This is a genomic window from Alteromonas sp. MTD1 (assembly GCF_042848195.1).
Classification (GTDB): domain Bacteria; phylum Pseudomonadota; class Gammaproteobacteria; order Enterobacterales; family Alteromonadaceae; genus Alteromonas.
Map to the genome: position 1 here is coordinate 369,645 of NZ_BTGG01000002.1, position 19,929 is coordinate 389,573.

Sequence of the window (19,929 nt, forward strand, 5' to 3'; positions counted from 1 at the left end):
GCTAGTATGTCAGCAGAGAACAACTACGACTCGTCCAGTATTAAAGTACTTAAAGGATTAGATGCCGTAAGAAAACGTCCTGGTATGTATATCGGTGACACAGATGATGGTACCGGATTGCACCACATGGTTTTCGAGGTTGTCGATAACTCAATCGATGAAGCGCTTGCTGGACATTGTTCTGAGATTGTTGTGCAAATCCACAGCGATGGCTCGGTATCTGTGTCTGACGATGGCCGTGGTATTCCTACTGAGCTACACCCTGAAGAAGGCGTGTCAGCTGCAGAGGTTATCATGACGGTTCTGCATGCCGGCGGTAAGTTCGACGATAACTCTTATAAAGTTTCTGGTGGTCTTCACGGCGTAGGTGTTTCAGTTGTAAACGCATTATCAAGTAAATTGAAATTGCGTATACGCCGTGCTGGTAAAGCTCACGAGCAAGAGTATCATCACGGTGTGCCGCAAGCTCCGTTAGCAGTTACAGGTGATACTGATAAGACCGGGACGATGATTCGTTTCTGGCCCAGTGGCGACACATTTACAGACACGCTTTATCACTACGACATTCTAGCTAAACGTTTACGTGAACTTTCATTTTTGAACTCAGGTGTTTCTATACGCCTTAAAGATGAGCGTGATGGTAAAGAAGACCACTTTATGTATGAAGGTGGTATTCAAGCGTTTGTAGAATATCTGAATGAAAAGAAAACGCCTGTACACCAAAAAGTGTTTCACTTTGCCAGTGAACAAGAAGATGGGATTGCAGTAGAAGTAGCAATGCAGTGGAACGATAGCTTTCAAGAAAATGTATTCTGCTTCACTAACAACATTCCTCAGCGTGATGGTGGTACTCACTTAGCGGGCTTCCGTGGCGCACTAACGCGTACATTAAACAACTACATGGAAAAGGAAGGCTTAAACAAAAAAGCCAAAACTAACGCCAGTGGTGATGACGCGCGTGAAGGTCTTACTGCCGTTATTTCTGTAAAAGTACCAGATCCAAAATTTAGCTCGCAAACAAAAGACAAGCTTGTTTCTTCAGAAGTTCGTCCTGCCGTTGAGTCGGCGATGAATGAAAAGCTTGCTGACTTCCTATTGGAAAACCCAGCAGAAAGTAAAATTATTGCAGGTAAGATTATTGATGCTGCGCGAGCACGTGAAGCTGCCCGTAAGGCCCGTGAAATGACACGCCGTAAAGGCGCGTTAGACTTAGCAGGTCTACCAGGTAAACTTGCAGACTGCCAAGAGAAAGACCCGGCACTGAGTGAGCTATACATAGTGGAGGGTGACTCTGCTGGCGGTTCAGCAAAGCAGGGTCGAAACCGTAAGAACCAAGCAATCCTTCCGCTTAAAGGTAAAATCCTTAACGTAGAGAAGGCGCGTTTTGATAAAATGCTGTCTTCACAAGAAGTAGCAACACTTATTACAGCGCTTGGTTGTGGTATAGGCCGCGACGAATATAATCCTGAGAAGCTTCGTTACCACAGTATCATTATCATGACCGATGCTGACGTTGATGGCTCTCACATTCGTACTTTGCTACTCACATTCTTCTATCGTCAAATGCCTGAAATCATTGAACGTGGTTATGTGTATATTGCACAGCCACCGCTTTATAAAGTGAAAAAAGGCAAGCAAGAACAATACTTGAAAGACGATGATGCGCTTACTAACTATCTTACGTCTATTGCAATCGATGGCGCTTCACTGCACACCAGCAGCGATGACCCTGGCATTAGCGGTGTAGGCCTAGAAAACTTAGTTAAGCAATACCAGTCTGTAGAGAAAATGATTGCGCGTATGAAGCGTATGATGCCTGCTTCTATTCTTTATAGAATGCTGTATACGCCTACGCTTAACCTTGCTGACTTAAAAGATGAAGCAACCCTTGCTAACGTAGCTACTCACTTCGTAGATCAGCTTACAGAGCGCGAGAACGATGGCGCAACCTATCGCTTCGAGATTCGTCACGATTCAGAACTTAGTGAGTATTACATCACTATTATCATGCGTATGCATGGTATTGATTACGAATACATCATTAACCATGAGTTTATTGAATCTAATGAATATCAGCGTTTGAAAGAGCTAAATCTTGCCATTAATGACATGATGGGCGCTGACGCCTTTATTCAGCGTGGTGAGCGTAAGCAGCCTGTTGAGTCATTTAAGGCAGCACTTGAATGGCTAATGGGCGAGGCGAAACGTGGTCAGTACATACAGCGCTATAAAGGGTTAGGTGAGATGAACCCAGACCAGCTTTGGGAAACCACAATGGACCCTGACAGCCGCCGTATGCTGCAGGTTACTATTGAAGACGCCATTGGTTGTGACCAGTTATTTACAACGCTAATGGGCGACCAGGTAGAGCCTCGTAGAGAGTTCATCGAAGCGAACGCGTTGAAAGTAGAAAACTTAGACGTGTAGACGCCAGATAAATTAATTATCGAGAAATGAAAAGCGGCTTGTTTTACAGACAAGCCGCTTTTTTTGTGCACGCAAACGAAAATAAAAGCGACTAGAACACATGGGTTGCTGTGTTATCAATCATTTGGTTCAGTCAAAAAAAGCGTGTAAATTAATCAACGCTATACTAGAGTGAATATTAACAGGATGTTAATAACTGCTTTCTGCATTCATCGAGTCAAAAGGATGTGCCTCTATGCGTTGCTTGTATCGTCTATTCCTTACTACCTTTCTAACCACACTTCTATTTGCATGTTCAAAGGAGAAAGGGCTAACTGAGTCTCAGATTCGCTTTGCAAAAGCAAAGCAAGAACACGCTATCTTGTTACAAAAAGCCACAGATATTCTCGACACCAAGCTTACAGGTAATCTACTTAATGATTTAAATCACATTACCTATGCCAGCGAGGTGGCGCTACATGCAGAACAAGTCTTTACTGATGCAAAGATAGTGGGGGTAAGCACGCCTGAGTATATACAACTGCATGACAGACTATCGAAACTAGAAAACGAAGCCGGGCAAAAGGCGATAGAGCTTTTGCAGTTATCGGTAGCGAAAACACTAACGTTTAGAAAAGACGTAGATGAAATGCCGCTACAACCTTTGAGTAGCCAGAGTAATGCAACTAGCAATGGCATGGTTAAGTACCTGGCAGTGCAATACAAAGAAGACCTTCAAAGCTGCTGTATTGCGCCACTAAAGCATATTGCGATATTTCTAGGTCAGATGGATGAGGTAGAGCACTACACGCTTCGAAAGACGATTGCTAATGTTGAACGCAGTCTTTCCAGTGTTTTACGTGCACCTGACAAGGCAAAACTTTACCTGAAAGAAATTGATTCAATTAAAACAATGTACAGTGCCAATACAGTGTTAACACACTAATAGAAACAAGATAAAAAAAGGAATACTAGATGAAAATAAAAAATGGAAGTGGCCCGCAGGTGTCTATGTTTGCGTCTAGGTTTGGGGTGCTTGGATTATTAATGTTGTCGTTATTCTCATTTCATGCTGCTGCGCAAACAAAGTATGAAATTGTTCCCGACGAAGAGAAGCGCAAAACGGTAACAAATTTCAATAATAAAAAAACATCAGTAGATATTGAGCATGTCATCTCGTTTTCACTTACACGAAACCGCAATGTAAACAAAAACCAGCCTCGCTTAAAAAATAATACCATTTCATTAAGTGAAGGAGCCTTTGGCATCAAGCTAAATTCATCAGTTGAAGAAATGATGAATGTTTTAGGAACGCCAACGTCTACACTAAATCTAAGCGAAAACACTGCCTTATTTTCTTACGGCAGAAACCTTTGGATAGTTACTGTGAACGGTTTAGTGCATCAGGTTTCAAATGAAAACCAATGGGTTTCAAGTTCATTAACAAACTTAATCGCATTTGACGACCGCTTTGATAATCAGTGGAAAATTCAAGATTCAGTAGGTTATGAGCTGAGTAAAGCTGCTATTGATGCGATGAAGTTGAACGGACAATATGTTGGAAAAAATACCTACAGGTTTACTGGACCCAACGGCGAACAGTTAGATGCGTTGTTAACAGTTAGGAGTATAAACGGAGACAGGGCGCTAGTAGTGACAGGGTTTAACTATACGCTAGCGCAATCCAATGTGAAGAACATGCTTTCACTTACCGCGGTAACAGAGTCTAAAGAGGTTATTGAGTATATTGAAGACAGGCGAGCACAAGGAGAAACAATAGCGCTAGATGAACTAACGTTCACACCAAGCTTCGAGGCTTTTAGCGAAGACGGTGCCATCATTCAGGTCTATGAGAATAACCTAGTGTTGCAGTTTCAGTATGACGAACTCAATAAACTAAGTGTTTATGAAGGCTTGTTTGATTTTGAAGAAAAAAACCAAAAATGGCAGTACGCCAAGCACTATTCAGGTCAAAGTGGTGACGAAGTGATGCAAATGTATGGCGATGAAGTTATGGGACTGGATAACTACTGGCAGGTGTTTTTAGATGATGCTAAATACGATTTTTATTTTGATGAAACCGAGTCGGGATTGGCGTTAGTTGAATTCGAAATGGAGTTCTTCTAAAACACCGGAGTTCCTCTCTAAACCTAGAGCTCTCATAAATAAAAAGGGATCTCATGGCATCCCTTTTTATTTGTTGCAGTCAATATAAACTATAGTTTTGTAACGGTGAGGGCAACTTCGCCTGCACTTGCAGGGCTTGCTGTAAATCGATAAGTACCGGTAGACGAGGGGGTAAACTGTAAGTTTGATGAACCCTGCTCACAGACTAAATATACTGTTGAGCCAAGCATCACCGGCTGACCTTTATATTTACCACCGCAGCTTTGTGAAGGGGTCCACTTCGCATCAGATAAGCGAAAGTCGTAAGGTTGACCATCCGCAATTAACTCAACATCTACAATCCAGCCACTGCTAGATGCTTGAAACTGATAGCTTGGATCTGCTTCCCACCAATTAAAAACACCTCTTAAAAACATGTTTTCAAACTGAATACGGGGTATATCAGGTGCACGTTCTGGAATGTTAAAGCTACCGCTACTTGAACAGGCACTTAAAACAAAACACAGTGATAGAATACTTACTAACTTTTTCACAACAACTCCAGTGTAAAAAAAAGCCCAACGTAATCGTTGGGCTTTCTTATCGGTAAGCTTAATAGCCCATCAATAAAGTATCGCCTTATGACTTGGCAAGCATTGAAATGTCTGCCGTCGTTAGGAAAAGTTGCCTCAAAAGCAACAATAACGCAAGTCTATTGCGTTTAACGGCATCGTCTTCTGCCATTACCATTACGTTGTCAAAGAACGTATCAATAACGTTTCGTAAAGTAGCAAGTGCAGTAAGAATACGCGCATAGTCTTGCGATGGTAGCGCTGCATTCACTTCACCTTGAACAGACTCAAGTGCATTGAATAACGCTTTTTCAGCATCTTCTGCAAGAAGCGATGCATCAATGGTAACATCACCAGCTAAATCTACATTCTGCTTTGCTAGAATGTTCGCCACACGTTTATTGGCTGCCGCTAGTGCTTCTGCTTCGTCTAGCGTTTTAAACTGCGCTACGGCGTTAACACGCGCAAGATAGTCAGCAGGCTTAGTAGGGCGTCTAGCCGCCACTGCCTGAATAACATCTATTGCAACGTCTTGATCTTGAAGCAGTGCGGTAAAGCGACCTAACACAAAGTCTACTACCTGAAGCTGTGTATCGGTGTTGGTAAGTTTATCACCGTAGACATCTACTGCTTTTGCTACCAGTACATCTAAATCAAGTGGTAACGATAGTTCTGTAATAATACGCAGAACACCAATTGCAGCACGACGCAGTGCAAATGGATCTTTATCACCTTTTGGCAGCTGACCTATACCGAAAATACCTACAAGAGTATCTAGCTTGTCGGCCAAGGCAACTGCAGCACTTACGCCTGAACTTGGTAATGAATCGCCAGCAAAGCGAGGCATATACTGCTCATAAAGCGCAACGGCTACCGCTTCATCTTCACCGTCATTTAATGCGTAGTACTTACCCATAACGCCTTGTACATCTGGGAATTCCATTACCATGTTCGACATCAAATCTGTTTTGGCTAGCAGACCTGCTCGTGAAGCTTGTGTATCGTTAGCGTTTATTTGCGCAGCGATAAAACCAGCGAGTGCTGAAATACGTTCTGATTTCTCTTTAAGCGTACCCAGCTGCTTTTGGAAAAGAACGGTTTCTAAACTTTCAAGGCGACTTTCAAGGGTTTCTTTCTTGTCGCTGTTAAAGAAGAATTCAGCATCAGCAAGGCGAGGGCGGATAACTTTTTCGTTACCTGAGATTATCTGTGAAGGATCACGGCTTTCAATATTAGTAACAAATAAGAAGGTGTTAGAAAGGCTGCCATCGCTATCTAGCAATGGTACATATTTCTGGTCATCCTTCATGGTATAGATCAATGCTTCTTTAGGAACCTGAAGGAAAGCCTCATCGAAACCTGCTTGAAGAACAACAGGCCATTCTACTAGTGAAGCAATTTCTTCTAACAGGTCTTCGTTGTAATCAGGGGTCAACGAAAGCGCCTTGGCTGCATCTTCTAGTTGTTGGCGAACTTTGTCTTTACGCGCTTCAAAGTCGGCTAAAACATACTGCTTTTCTAGTGCTGCTGCATAGTTGTCGGCGTGGTCTAAATCAAAACGTGCTTCACCGTGGAAACGGTGTCCTTGCACAGTTCGGCCACTTGCAAGCCCAAGTACTGAAACATTCACTACTTCACTGCCATAAAGTACACACAGTGTATGTACCGGACGAATAAACTGCGTATTGTAGTTGCCCCAGCGCATAGGCTTTGGAATAGGAAGCTTGCTTACAGCTTGGTTTATAAGGCTTTCAAGTAGTGCCGCAACAGGCTGGCCTGGTACATTTGCTTTATGCAGTAACCATTCGCCTTTATCCGTTACCATGCGCTCAGCATCGGCAACGTCAATGCCGTTTCCTCGTGCCCAGCCTTGTGCTGCTTTGGTAGGGTTTCCGTCTGCGTCAAATGCTGCTGACACAGCTGGGCCGCGTTTTTCTACTACTTTATCCGCTTGTCCTTCAGCAAGACCTGATACGTAAACGGCAAGGCGACGAGGTGCTGCGAACCAGTTTACTGAGTCGAACTGTAAATCGGCTTGAGTAAGTGCTGCCTCGAACTGAGTAGCAAATGCTTCACCGAGCGATTTAAGCGCTTTTGGTGGTAATTCTTCTGTACCTAATTCAACTAAACAATTTTCTGTGCGCACGCTTATGCCTCCTTGTTACATAGTGGGAAGCCTAATGCTTCACGTGCCTGGTAATAGCTTTCTGCACACGCCTTCGCAAGCGTTCTTACACGAAGGATATAGCGCTGGCGCTCTGTAACCGATATTGCGTGACGTGCATCAAGTAAGTTAAAAGCGTGAGAGGCCTTCATAACCTGTTCGTACGCAGGCAGTGGAAGGTTGTTCTCAATCAACTTTTGGCTTTCTGCTTCGCACTCGTCAAAGGTTCTAAATAACGCTTCAACATTAGCGTGTTCAAAGTTGTAAGTAGACTGCTCAACTTCGTTTTGATGGAACACATCACGATAGGTGACTTTACCCATTGGGCCGTCTGTCCAAACTAAGTCGTAAATACTGTCTACGCCTTGAACGTACATCGCCAGGCGCTCTAAACCATAGGTGATTTCGCCAGTAACAGGCTTACACTCAATGCCACCGACCTGTTGGAAGTAAGTAAACTGTGTCACTTCCATGCCGTTTAGCCAAACTTCCCAACCAAGACCCCAAGCACCAAGGGTTGGTGATTCCCAGTTGTCTTCAACGAAGCGAATATCGTGAACTAGCGGATCGAAGCCTAACTCTTTCAAAGAGCCCAAATACAATTCCTGAATGTTGTCAGGAGAAGGCTTCAGCATTACTTGAAACTGATAGTAATGTTGTAAGCGATTTGGGTTTTCACCGTAACGACCGTCTGTAGGTCGGCGGCATGGTTGAACATAGGCGCTACTCATTGGCTCTGGGCCTAAAGAACGTAGGAACGTCATTGGGTGAAAAGTACCTGCACCTACTTCCATATCCAGAGGCTGAATAATAACGCAGCCTTGGCGCGCCCAATAATCTTGAAGCGCAAGGATCAACCCTTGAAAGGTTTTAATATCGTATTTCTGCATACATCCGCTGCTTGTTAGTTATCTGACTAAAAATAAAGGTGGGATAGTATACAATTTGTAAGGCATAGTATGTAGGTGTAAAGGGTGAAAAAACGCCTGTTAGGGGCGTTATATACCAATAAACTACAAGGATTTAATAATTTATTATGTCAGATCAACTAAAACGATGCGGTTGGGTAAGCTCTGACCCTTTATATCAGGCATACCATGACAATGAATGGGGAGTTCCTGAAACCGATAGTCAGGCGCTATTTGCAAAGCTGTGTCTTGACGGGCAGCAGGCTGGACTTTCGTGGATAACAATCCTTAAAAAGCAAAAAAATTATGAAAGTGCTTTTTTTAATTTTGACCCAGAAAAAATTGCGTCAATGACCAGTTCGGACGTTGAGCGTCTGATGCAAGACAAGGGCATTGTTAGAAATCGTCTTAAAATAGAGTCGATTATTCGAAACGCAAAAGGCTATATCGCCATTGAAGAGAAGCACTCGTTCAGTGACTTTATTTGGCAATTCACTGAGGGAAGAACGATCATTAATACGTTGGAAAACTTTAGAGATGCGCCTACCAGCACCGGTGAGTCGAAAGCAATGTCTAAGCTGCTAAAAAAGCAGGGTTTTAACTTTGTGGGTGAAACAATTTGCTACGCATTCATGCAGGCGGTTGGCATGGTAAATGACCACGAGGTAAGCTGTCATTGCTATCAACGAACCTGTGACCTAGCAATAAAGTAGCGTGGGTTAATGTGCCTTTGTGTAAGTAAGGCGACCACACATAAAGCAAAGTCGCCAGATAAAGAAAAATGAGAAACGCGGTTAAACTAACGTTTCACAATATGTTTGCAGCGCAGGTAATTCAGACAGAACTTTTGACTCATACTCTGATTCAATTTGTTCACGCGCAATATCCTGCTTGCGTCGTTCTGCTTTAGACAGCTTTTGTCTTTCTTCTAAAATAGCAAAGCCACTTACTTCAGTGAACAACGCATAAATATGCGGGTACGTTGTCTTGTAATCTGGCTGCTCGACAATTGGTAAAGCATTTAGCAAGTTAACAATGCGGATAACGCCTTCAGATATATCACACTGCTGCTGTTCCATAGCTTTCGCAATAAGTACCAAGCTTTCAGTAATATTTTCTACTCGAGATTGTCGGGTAGCTTCTTGTCGCGCCTTTTGTTGTTTCAATAGGAACAACATTTTTCCCGCGTAAAATCCTAGCCCAAGAATAATTAAAAGCGCTACGCCCGTTAGTACTGCCCAAAGCATATGAAGATGTCCTGCTTATTGTTAATGCTTAAAGTCGTCGATGTTAATAGCGTCTAAGTCATCAAAAGGATCCATATCATCTTCTTCATCGTCTTCTTCAACAATGCCTAGTAGGTCACACAAAATACGATGGCGAGCCATTTTCTCATCGACATAGGCTTGTTGTTCACGCGTTAGAGACTTGCCGTCGTCTAGTTTATCTAGCAAGTCAGTAAGGCGCTGATCGGCTTCAAGTGCTGCAAGCTCTTGTGCTGGCGTGGCATACTTTTTCTTCTGAGCCGGCGTTGGTGTTACCGTCGCTTTTACTAGCTGTATAGGCTTTTTACTGCCGTGACGAGGATCTTTATTCTCATTACTCTTTTTGCCAGTAACTTTTTTCTGCTCAACATTGTGACGGCTACCTGCAGGCTTACCTTTATGCTTTTTAGGGCGAGGTGAATCTGACTTTCGGTTTTCGCTTGGTTTAAAGTCCGGATCTTTACGAACACCGATTAGACCGACTTTACGAGATTTCTTTGAACGTGCCATAGTTTCCAATTAACAAAGAGAATAAAAACAGCGCTATTATAGCGCGAATTGAACAAGCATGCTGATGTTTGGGCACACTTTAAAAAAACAATGATGCTTGATTGTTTGATGGTTATATTTTTTTGAAAAGCGCAATGTCGGCAGTAGGGAAAGATACCTCGTATCCATCTCGCTGCGCTAAAAATTCAAATGTGGCTTCGCTAAAAAAGCTTACATGGGTAGGGTCGTTCTTGTAGTGCCATTGTAAAAAGCGCGATTTATCAATTACACGTTTTGTCATAACCACAATCATGCTGCCCTGTTGCACAAGTAAGTTGAACTGCTGCCATTCTTTATGTGGCGTATGAAAATGCTCTATTGCTTCTGTGCACGTTACTATGTCGTAAGTGCGTTGTAACACTTCTGGCGTGTTGGCGAAAAAAGGGTCGAAGGTGTGCATTTGTATACCTTGTTCGCCAAGCATATCTGCAAGAACGGCTGCAGGGCCACAGCCAAAATCTAAACCTGTAAGCGGTCTATTAATATTATTACGGGTAATGTGTTCAGCGATAGGGGATATTACTTTGCTTAAGAATTTACGATAACCCTCGTCTTCGAAATTATTCTCGTGTAAATCGTACTCTTGTTTTTCTTTCTCTTTAGAAGGTAGGAATGACGGTGCTACGAACACCAATTGGCAATTGCCACATTGCCGATAGTCACGCTTTTTATCTTTAGCGTAGCGCGTAATTGAAGTTGTATGTAAACAAAGCGGGCATTGCATGAAGTAATAACGCGTAAAAAGGTAGTTAAAAAATGGGGTTATAGAAAAAAGAAAAAGGTGATGGTTTTCACCATCACCTTACATTGTATGAGTGTCAGATGACACCTCTCCCGTTATACACATCTATGTGTATTTGGCTTCCCTAGCTTTGCTCCCCTTATTCTTATTGTTAGCAGAGCGCTATTGTTGTTTTTGGCCCTCTTGGCTCTTTATCCCGTCATCCATGTTTGTATTTTTATTATTATTCTTGTTATCGAGCTTGTAGTTTTTCAAAGGCTCGTACAAACTCAGCCGTTAGATTACACGAATATTTTCAAAATACAACTTAATTGATAACAATTAATTAACAATAGTGCTTGAAAACAATACGATTTAGTGTAAGCCCGCGATATAGTTAGATAAAATTTCGATATCTTCGTCGGTTAATTTCATCGCAATGTCGCGCATCATGCCATTCATATCGTTGTGGCGCTGACCAGAACGGAATGATTTAAGTTGAGATGCAGTGTAAGTAGCGTGTTGACCGCTGATATCAGGGAAGCCCGCTAGCGCCATACCGTTACCTTTAGGACCGTGACATGCAATACATGCTGTTACGCCACGCTCTTCGTCGCCACCTTGATAAAGTGCACGACCGGCTTCAACGTACTGTTCAGGTGTCTCGCCTGGCTTTTGTTCTTGACTTGAGAAGTAAGCCGCTAGGTCTTTCATGTCTTGTTCTGAAAGTGGAGCAGCCATGCCGTTCATTACCGCGTTGTTACGGCCTTCCTCACCACCGGTTTGTGAAGCAAGCTTAAATTCCATAAGTTGCTTCACAATGTACTTTTCATGCTGGCCAGCAATCTTAGGGTTCATGTCAATCATGCTGTTTCCATCAGCACCATGACAAGCTGCACATACAGCTGATTTCGCTTTACCTGCCTCGGCATCGCCTTCTGCCATTGCAGTTGCGCTTAAACCTAAAGACATAAATACCAACAAACACAGTTTTTTCATAATAAATCTCTTAAATGGATCCAACGGCTCGCGTGATATACGTGATATCATGCGTATTTTACACATTTAACGCGTCAGAAAAACCTATTCCATGATAAAACTATGGTTTTTAGCTGGTTTATTCATTAAAAAACTGTAAACCCTAGGTTGTGACGCATATGGGAAATAGTCTAGATGTCGTATTACACCAAAGCAAAATTCTTTACTAGTGCGCCTGATATTCGCCACTTAAAGAATGATACCGGAATAGAGGTGGCATTTGCTGGCCGCTCTAATGCGGGGAAGTCGAGCGCGTTAAACACATTAACGCGTCAAAAGAATTTAGCACGCACCAGTAAAACACCAGGTCGCACTCAACTAATTAATGTATTTGAGTTAGAAGAAGATTTACGTTTAGTTGATTTGCCTGGTTATGGCTTTGCAAAAGTGCCTGTGGCCATGAAGAAAAAATGGCAAGCCTCACTAGGTGAGTACCTTCAAAAGCGTAAATCGCTTAAAGGGTTAGTGGTGCTTATGGATATTCGTCATCCATTTAAAGACCTAGATCAAGACCTTATCCATTGGGCGGTCGACTCTAATATCCCAGTTCTAGCGTTATTAACGAAAGCCGATAAGCTTAAAAGTGGAAAACGAAAAGCACAGTTACTGATGGCACGAGAGGCTGCATTAGCGTTTATGGGCGACGTAACGGTACAAACCTTTTCTTCACTGAATAAACACGGTTTGCCAGAGTTAGAACATATCCTCAATGAATGGTTTGGCTTAAATAAGCCAGATGAAGAGATTGAAGCTGACGACGAGCAATAATATTTTACACTGCAGTTTTTGTGTTTCAGATAAAAGAACGCCCCGCGTAATGCGAGGCGTGAAATGAGAGAAAACACATAAAAACCGTAAATATAGAGTGTAGGTAAATAAGAAAGTTCACAAAAAAAGAGAAATATTTTAAAAAACTAAAAAGATGACTCTATAAGCCTCGCTTCCATCTCCTTTTAATTTTCTTCAGGCATAAAAAAACCCCGACAAATCTGTCGGGGTTAAAGCAAAGGTTTGAAAACAGCTTTCTCACCTCTGTACCCTACATGCGTAATTTTACAACATAGCATGTAAAAGGCAAGAGAGTTTTGTAATTTAATTACCAAATTTAATGGTTTTAGCGTGCTGTTTTACTTAAAGCTGTAATCTAATTACTTAATTTAAATGCCTAAACAAAGTAATTAAGGCACGCTTTTAAATTAATGTGCTTCGTCCCAGTTCTCACCAATACCGGCCTCAACAACTAAAGGCACATTAAGGGTTGCTGCAGTTTCCATTAACGTAGTTATCGTTGCTACGTATTCATCTACCTTGTCTTCTTTTATTTCAAATACAAGCTCATCGTGCACTTGCATCATCATGGTGACCTCGCCAGAGGTGTTGTTCGCAATCCAGTCGTCTACCTTTATCATCGCCATTTTAATGATGTCAGCCGCGGTACCTTGCATTGGTGCATTTATCGCAGCGCGCTCAGCGCCTTTGCGTCGCGCACCATTACTTGCTTTTATATCAGGTAAGTATAAACGGCGTCCAAATACGGTTTCTACATAGCCCTTTTCTTTGGCACCTTCACGTGTTGAGTCCATGTATTCTAATACGCCAGGATAGCGTTCAAAATAGAGGTCCATATACTTCTGTGCTTCATTACGAGGAATGTTGAGTTGCTTTGATAGACCAAATGCACTCATGCCGTATATCAAACCAAAGTTGATGGCCTTAGCGCTGCGACGTTGCTCGGTAGTTACGTCATCAAGGTTGACACCAAACACCTCTGCGGCAGTGGCTTTATGGATGTCCTTACCGTGTGCAAACGCATCAAGTAACCCTTTATCACCCGATAAATGCGCCATAATTCTAAGCTCAATTTGTGAGTAGTCGGCAGCAACAATTTTATTGCCGTCACGGGGTACAAACGCCTGACGTACACGACGACCCTCTTCGTTTCGAATAGGAATATTTTGTAAATTAGGATCGGTAGAAGATAGTCTACCTGTTGCTGTAACCGCTTGATGATATGACGTGTGAACACGACCCGTGCGGTGGTTTATCATTTTTGGTAACTTATCGGTATAGGTATTTTTCAGCTTGGTTAACCCACGGTATTCCATAATTTTTTGAGGAAGAGAGTATTCCAATGCTAATTCTTGTAAAACGTCTTCTGATGTAGACGGTGCACCTTTCGGTGTTTTTTTAATGACCGGCAGCGACATTTTCTCGAACAAAATATGCTGAAGCTGTTTTGTAGAGCCCAAATTGAAGGGTTCGCCTGCTTCTTCGTGCACGTCTTTTTCAAGTTCTGCTATACGTGTTGCAAGGTCTTGGCTTTGCTGGCGAAGCTTCTGACTGTCGATAAGTACGCCTTGTTGTTCCATACGCGACAGAACACAAGCAAGTGGTACTTCAATATCAATAAGAAGTTGTTTTAATTCATCGATACCGCTTAGCTTTTCCCAAATTGTGTGGTGTAAGCGCAGTGTAATATCAGCGTCTTCAGCTGCATAAGGGCCCGCTTGCTCAAGAGGGATCTGATTAAACGTAAGCTGTTTTGCGCCTTTACCTGCAATTTCTTCAAAGTGAATGGTTTTATGACCTAAGTAGGCAAGGGCCAATGAATCCATATCATGTCGTTGAGCCGTGCTATTGAGCACATAACTTTCCAACATGGTGTCAAACCCAATACCGTTTAAGGTAATGTCGTAGTTTGCCAGTACATTCTTATCATATTTAATATGCTGACCTACTTTGATGATGTCATTCGACTCTAAAATAGGCTTTAAGGCGCTAAGTACGTCGTCGCGTGAAAGCTGCGTTGGGGCATCTGGATAATCGTGCGCTACTGGCACGTATGCCGCTTTACCTGGCTCAATACAAAATGAAACGCCTACTAGTTCGGCATCCATGTAGTTTAAGCTCGTTGTCTCTGTATCAAATGCAAAAAGCTCTGCTTTTTCAAGTAACGTTACCCACTCTTTAAAACGTGCTTCTTCAAGTATGGTTTCATATTGTGAATGATCTAGCTCAACGGTGGAATTAGAGGAGGCAGTGTCATTGCCTTCACCGTCATTTGCAGTGGTGCTACCTGCGCTATCGCTTGATGTAGGCGCTTCGCCTGTCAAAAGTGCGCTTACTTCCGCATGCCAACGTTTAAATTCATATTCTGCAAATAAATCGCGCAGTTGCTCGTTATCTGCTTGCTCAGGCGTTAGTGTTTCAACATCGTAGGGCAAGTCAAGGTCGATACTAATGGTTGCAAGTGTATAAGAGAGGCGAGCCTGCTCTTCATATTCTTGCATCTTTGCGGCCATGGTTTTACTGCCTCTAAACGACAGTTCGGCAATTTTATCGAGGTTTTCGTAAATAGCGTCAATACCACCAATACCATTAAGGAGTGCCTGTGCGCTTTTATCACCTACACCGGGTACGCCAGGAATGTTATCTACTTTATCGCCTTTAAGCGCTAAGAAATCGATAACTAATTCAGGTGGAATACCAAATTTTGTATTTACGCCTTCAACATCCATAGCCTGATTAGTCATGGTGTTAATCAACGTTACATGCTGATTTACCAGCTGTGCCATATCCTTATCACCAGTACTAATAACGGTGTCGATGCCTTTTTCTGTGGCGTGTTTGGCAAGTGTGCCTATAACATCGTCGGCCTCAACGCCTGGCTCAACAATCACAGGCAAACCCATCGCTTTAATAATGGCGTGAAGCGGCTCAATTTGACTACGAAGTTCGTCCGGCATAGGCGGGCGATTTGCTTTGTACTCTTTATATATGTCATCTCGAAATGTTTTGCCCTTAGCATCAAAAATAACCGCCATGTGCGTAGGGTTATATTGCTTGATCAAGCTTTTCAGCATATTCACAACGCCATAAATGGCGCCTGTATCTTGTCCTTTTGAGTTGGTCAACGGCGGTAAGCCGTGAAACGCTCTAAAGAGATAAGATGATCCATCAACTAAAACAAATGGAGGCTTTTTCGAATCAGACATAAAAGGCGGATTTCCGTTATAGATTATGAGCGCAAGAATGCCACAGCCACGCTCAGATCGCCATATTGTGGAAGAACATTAACAGAGTGTGATCAAGGGTGCTGTGTTGTGGATAACTTTGTGATCTAAAGTGTCGTGCACACTGATCTTGATGATCTTTTGCTTTGTAAAGATCATCGCTAGATTCAAGTAAAATAAGGGAATGAGGTTAAGGTGTGAAAACAGCGTACCTGCTACAAATCATTCCATGTTTTGTGGATAACTTGGTGAATTTGTTTTTTGGTTTAACCAAGTTCGCAGAATAATGTAGCATAACCATTTGCAAAGTATACACGTATTACTAAGAACTTTTTTTGAACAGTTGGCTGTTTAATAGCCAAAATTTGAATAAGTAGACAGATTAAGGGTTGGAAGACAATATGAAGCAAGTAGCAGTTATTCTAAGCGGTAGTGGTGTTTTTGACGGTGCAGAGCTGCACGAAGCAGTATTAACCTTATTGGCCATCGAACTAGAGGGCGCTACTTACCAATGTTTTGCTCCAGATGTAGAGCAGCTTCACGTGGTTAACCATTTAACTGGTGATGTCGCTGAAGATGAGTCGCGCAATGTATTGGTTGAGTCAGCGCGCATTGCTCGCGGTGATATAAAGCCGGTTTCTGAGTGTGACGTAAATGCCTTTGATACCCTTATTTTGCCAGGTGGTTTTGGTGCGGCTAAAAACTTATGCACGTTTGCGGTTGACGGTGATGCATGTACTTTTAATGAAGATGTACTTGAAGTATGCCGTGCGTTTGCTTCGGCGAAAAAGCCCGCTGCTTACGCTTGTATAGCACCTGCACTTGCAGCAAAAGTGTATGGCAATAACGTTAAGCTTACTATTGGTAATGACGAGGCTACGGCGAGCGGCTTAAATGCGTTAGGTGCAACACACGTAAACTGTAATGTTGATGAAGTTGTTATCGACAACGAAGCCAAGTTGGTTACTACACCTGCCTACATGTTGGCGCAATCAATTACAGAAGCACATAACAGCATAAGCAAAATGGTAAAAACCGTGCTGAGTATGAAGTAAAACTGCATTTCGTTAGACGTTTAGGTATTGGGAATTGATAAGGGGAAACAAAGGTTTCCCCTTATTGTTTAACGTCCTATAATCAAAGCCTTGTTACTGAGAACATGACGTTTCTTATACACAACACAGTGAATAACGTCGCGCTTTTCATATTATCGCCACTAATAAAAATAAAGGCATAACACACTATGCACTACCGTGCCATCATACGAATACTGGGGCTTCTTATTGCGCTATTCAGCGTTACCATGATCCCGCCTGCAATTGTGTCGTTGATATATCAAGACGGTAGTGGTCTACCTTTTACTTTAGCATTCATAATCTGTGTACTAGGTGGTATGGCGCTATGGTACCCAAACCGTCAGCAAAAAAACGACTTACGCGCTAGAGAAGGCTTTTTAATCGTGGCGCTTTTCTGGTCTGTACTGGCAAGTGTAGGTGCCATTCCTTTGATACTGTTGGAACAGCCCAGTATGACAGTAACAGATGCGTTCTTCGAGTCGTTTTCTGGTTTAACCACAACTGGTGCGACAGTAATAGAAGGTATCGATTTTCTTCCGCATTCTGTGCAGTTTTATCGCCAGCAGCTGCAGTGGCTTGGCGGTATGGGTATCATCGTTCTCGCCGTTGCTATTTTACCTATCCTTGGAGTTGGTGGTATGCAGCTCTATCGCGCAGAAACACCGGGTCCGGTGAAAGACAACAAGATGACGCCGCGTATTGCCGATACAGCAAAGCATCTTTGGTATATTTATTTATCTATTACTATCGCTTGTGCTGCGTCTTATTGGTTAGCAGGTATGAATGTGTTCGACGCTATTTGTCATTCATTTTCAACTGTTGCAATAGGTGGTTTCTCGAACCACGACGCAAGCTTAGGTTATTTTAATAGCCCTATGGTAAACATTGTGTGTACGGTATTTTTGCTAATCGCGGCGTTAAATTTTTCCCTACATTACGCGGCGGTAAGCTCACGTTCAGTGCGTGGTTACTTTAAAGATCCCGAATTTAAAGCATTCTTTATAATTCAAGCATTCTTAATAGGTATTTGTTTCTTCGTACTTACACTGTCGGGCTACTACAGTTCTGCTGAGCAGGCGTTAGATCAGGCAATGATTCAAGCTGTATCTATCAGCACTACCGCAGGATTTGCTACTACAGACTTTTCAGTGTGGCCAACGTTTCTGCCAATTCTGCTTATTTTTTCTAGTTTTATTGGCGGTTGTGCAAGCTCAACGGGTGGAGGCCTTAAAGTAGTTAGGGTGTGCTTGTTGTTCCTTCAAGGTAAACGTGAAGTAGACCGTCTCATTCATCCTAAAGCGGTATACAGCGTAAAGTTTGGCGACCGCGCTATGCCAGACAAAGTCGTCGAGGCTGTATGGGGCTTCTTTTCTGCATACGCCGTAGTGTTTGTCATAATTATGATAGGACTCATTGCGACAGGGCTTGATAACCTAAGTGCATTTACTGCAACCACCGCCATGTTAAATAACTTGGGGCCGGGTTTAGGAAGTGTGGCAGCAAACTATGCTGATGTAACAGACGCAGGAAAATGGATTTTAGTCGTGGCGATGGTATTTGGTCGTCTTGAAGTGTTTTCACTTCTTGTGCTCTTTTCACCAACATTCTGGCGTAGCTAAAGCGCCTAGACAACCTGATATCCAACTAGCAAAAAGCCGAGCAGCTAGAAACAGTTTCTCGGCTTTTTCATTTTGTTTTTTCGGGCTTTTCTATTAACGCGAGTTGTTAGGCTAGCCGAAGAAAAATGCACTTGGCTGGAAAAGCTTCTCTACGTCATTGATGTATTTCTTGTCGACAAGGAACAAAATAACGTGGTCGTTGGCTTCAACTTTGGTGTCGCTGTGAGCAATGATAACTTGGTCGTCTCGCACTATGGCGCCTATGGTGGTGCCCGGAGGTAGCTTTATATCACCAATTTGCTTGCCCACTACCTTTGACGTGTTTTCATCGCCGTGTGCAATAGCTTCAATGGCTTCTGCTGCGCCTCGGCGTAGTGAGTACACATTCACAATATCACCGCGCCTTACGTGAGTTAACAATGCCGAGATTGTGGCTTGCTGTGGAGAGAATGCAATATCAATTTCGCCACCTTGCACAAGGTCAACATAGGCACTGCGTTGTATCAGTACCATGGCTTTTTGTGCGCCCATTCGCTTGGCCAGCATGGCAGACATAATATTGGCTTCATCGTCGTTGGTAACGGCAATAAAGGCATCTACCTGTTCAACATTTTCTTCACTTAAAAGCTCTGGATCTGACGCGTCGCCACTGAACACTATGGTTTTATCTAAGTGTGCAGATAAGTACTTAGCGCGCTCAGGACTAAACTCAATCAGCTTTACATTGTGATTATGTTCTAGCTTTTTGGCGAGACCTGCACCTATAAGGCCACCGCCTGCAATCATAATGCGCTTATAGCTAGATTCTAGCTTTTGCAGTTCGCTCATTACTGCTCGAATGTGCTTTGTTGCCGCAATAAAGAATACTTCGTCGTCGGCTTCAATCACTGTTGTACCAAGTGGACGAATAGGGCGGCCACGTCGATATATCGCAGCTACACGGGTTTCCACGTTTGGCATATGATCTTTAAGTGCAGACAGAGCATGCCCTACAAGTAAGCCGCCGTAGTAGGCTTTTACCGCTACTAAACTGGCTTTTCCATCGGCGAATTCCACTACCTGAAGTGCGCCGGGATAGTCAATTAAACGCTTGATGGCTTTGGTAACAAGCTGTTCTGGCGCAATAATGTGGTCTACCGGTATATCTTGCTGCTTGTAAAGCTGCTCTTGGTAAATGATGTACTGTTCTGAACGAACGCGGGCAATTTTAGTAGGCGTTTTGAATAGGCTGTATGCAACCTGACACGCCAACATATTACTTTCATCACTGTTGGTTACGGCAATTAGCATGTCGGCATCTTCCGCACCTGCTTTGCGTAACACATCAGGGTGCGAACCTACGCCGGTAACTACCTGTAAATCAAGTCGGTCTTGCAGGGAACGAAGAATCGTGGGATCGGAGTCAATAACGGTAATTTCGTTATTTTCACCTACCAAATTTTCTGCAAGTGTTCCGCCTACTTGGCCTGCACCCAAAATGATGATTTTCATC

Annotated in this window: 16 protein-coding genes; 7 read left to right on the forward strand and 9 right to left on the reverse strand. The window is 43.0% G+C overall.

Annotation, left to right across the window (positions count from 1 at the left end; genetic code table 11):
* Nucleotides 1–6: 6 nt before the first annotated feature.
* The 3 genes from gyrB (at nt 7) to ACGHAV_RS04350 (ending at nt 4,533) form a co-directional block, all read left to right on the forward strand.
* Nucleotides 7–2,427 (forward strand): DNA topoisomerase (ATP-hydrolyzing) subunit B, encoded by a 2,421-nt coding sequence (gyrB, locus tag ACGHAV_RS04340; RefSeq protein WP_390376903.1) that lies wholly within the window; start codon nt 7–9, stop codon nt 2,425–2,427.
* 235 nt (nt 2,428–2,662) lie between these two features.
* Nucleotides 2,663–3,352, forward strand: coding sequence for a hypothetical protein (locus tag ACGHAV_RS04345; RefSeq protein WP_390376906.1), 690 nt, complete (start codon nt 2,663–2,665; stop codon nt 3,350–3,352).
* A gap of 29 nt (nt 3,353–3,381) precedes the next feature.
* Nucleotides 3,382–4,533 carry a hypothetical protein gene (locus ACGHAV_RS04350; RefSeq protein WP_390376909.1) on the forward strand — a complete coding sequence of 384 codons (1,152 nt, stop codon included), beginning with the start codon at nt 3,382–3,384 and terminating at the stop codon, nt 4,531–4,533.
* A gap of 89 nt (nt 4,534–4,622) precedes the next feature.
* Here the strand turns inward: ACGHAV_RS04350 and ACGHAV_RS04355 are convergent, their stop codons facing one another.
* From ACGHAV_RS04355 to glyQ, 3 genes are all read right to left on the reverse strand, one after another.
* Nucleotides 4,623–5,066 carry a hypothetical protein gene (locus ACGHAV_RS04355; RefSeq protein ID WP_390376911.1) on the reverse strand — a complete coding sequence of 148 codons (444 nt, stop codon included), beginning with the start codon at nt 5,064–5,066 and terminating at the stop codon, nt 4,623–4,625.
* 85 nt (nt 5,067–5,151) lie between these two features.
* Complete coding sequence (gene glyS / locus ACGHAV_RS04360) at nt 5,152–7,230, reverse strand: glycine--tRNA ligase subunit beta (RefSeq protein ID WP_390376914.1); 2,079 nt, start codon at nt 7,228–7,230, stop codon at nt 5,152–5,154.
* Between the two features lie 2 nt (nt 7,231–7,232).
* On the reverse strand, nt 7,233–8,138 hold the full coding sequence (gene glyQ / locus ACGHAV_RS04365) for a glycine--tRNA ligase subunit alpha (RefSeq protein WP_334014135.1): 906 nt from the start codon (nt 8,136–8,138) through the stop codon (nt 7,233–7,235).
* A 146-nt stretch (nt 8,139–8,284) separates the two neighbouring features.
* Here glyQ and ACGHAV_RS04370 point away from each other — a divergent pair, with 146 nt between their 5' ends.
* Nucleotides 8,285–8,869 (forward strand): DNA-3-methyladenine glycosylase I, encoded by a 585-nt coding sequence (locus ACGHAV_RS04370; protein WP_390376917.1) that lies wholly within the window; start codon nt 8,285–8,287, stop codon nt 8,867–8,869.
* A gap of 81 nt (nt 8,870–8,950) precedes the next feature.
* On the opposite strand, the gene ACGHAV_RS04375 is transcribed toward ACGHAV_RS04370, so the two are convergent.
* The 4 genes from ACGHAV_RS04375 to ACGHAV_RS04390 all read right to left on the reverse strand — a co-directional run bounded on the left by ACGHAV_RS04375 (nt 8,951) and on the right by ACGHAV_RS04390 (nt 11,690).
* Entirely contained in the window at nt 8,951–9,403 is a 453-nt protein-coding gene (locus ACGHAV_RS04375) for a DUF2489 domain-containing protein (RefSeq protein WP_390376920.1), read from the reverse strand.
* A 21-nt stretch (nt 9,404–9,424) separates the two neighbouring features.
* On the reverse strand, nt 9,425–9,931 hold the full coding sequence (gene yihI / locus ACGHAV_RS04380; protein ID WP_390376923.1) for a Der GTPase-activating protein YihI: 507 nt from the start codon (nt 9,929–9,931) through the stop codon (nt 9,425–9,427).
* Between the two features lie 112 nt (nt 9,932–10,043).
* On the reverse strand, nt 10,044–10,694 hold the full coding sequence (locus ACGHAV_RS04385; protein ID WP_390376926.1) for a class I SAM-dependent methyltransferase: 651 nt from the start codon (nt 10,692–10,694) through the stop codon (nt 10,044–10,046).
* A gap of 372 nt (nt 10,695–11,066) precedes the next feature.
* Complete coding sequence (locus ACGHAV_RS04390) at nt 11,067–11,690, reverse strand: c-type cytochrome (RefSeq protein WP_334014140.1); 624 nt, start codon at nt 11,688–11,690, stop codon at nt 11,067–11,069.
* A 174-nt stretch (nt 11,691–11,864) separates the two neighbouring features.
* Here ACGHAV_RS04390 and yihA point away from each other — a divergent pair, with 174 nt between their 5' ends.
* Nucleotides 11,865–12,497 (forward strand): ribosome biogenesis GTP-binding protein YihA/YsxC, encoded by a 633-nt coding sequence (yihA, locus tag ACGHAV_RS04395; RefSeq protein ID WP_390376930.1) that lies wholly within the window; start codon nt 11,865–11,867, stop codon nt 12,495–12,497.
* Nucleotides 12,498–12,925: 428 nt separating this feature from the next.
* Here yihA and polA read toward each other — a convergent pair whose 3' ends face one another.
* A complete protein-coding gene (polA, locus tag ACGHAV_RS04400) occupies nt 12,926–15,724 on the reverse strand; it encodes a DNA polymerase I (RefSeq protein WP_390376933.1) in 2,799 nt (932 codons plus the stop codon).
* Nucleotides 15,725–16,143: 419 nt separating this feature from the next.
* On the opposite strand from polA, the gene elbB reads away from it, so the two are divergent.
* The gene (elbB, locus tag ACGHAV_RS04405) at nt 16,144–16,797 is read left to right on the forward strand and encodes an isoprenoid biosynthesis glyoxalase ElbB (RefSeq protein WP_390376936.1); all 654 of its coding nucleotides are present in this window, start codon (nt 16,144–16,146) and stop codon (nt 16,795–16,797) included.
* Nucleotides 16,798–16,985: 188 nt separating this feature from the next.
* On the forward strand, nt 16,986–18,437 hold the full coding sequence (locus tag ACGHAV_RS04410; protein WP_334014144.1) for a TrkH family potassium uptake protein: 1,452 nt from the start codon (nt 16,986–16,988) through the stop codon (nt 18,435–18,437).
* A 111-nt stretch (nt 18,438–18,548) separates the two neighbouring features.
* Here ACGHAV_RS04410 and trkA read toward each other — a convergent pair whose 3' ends face one another.
* A complete protein-coding gene (gene trkA / locus ACGHAV_RS04415) occupies nt 18,549–19,928 on the reverse strand; it encodes a Trk system potassium transporter TrkA (RefSeq protein ID WP_334014145.1) in 1,380 nt (459 codons plus the stop codon).
* Between the last annotated feature and the right edge of the window lies 1 nt (nt 19,929).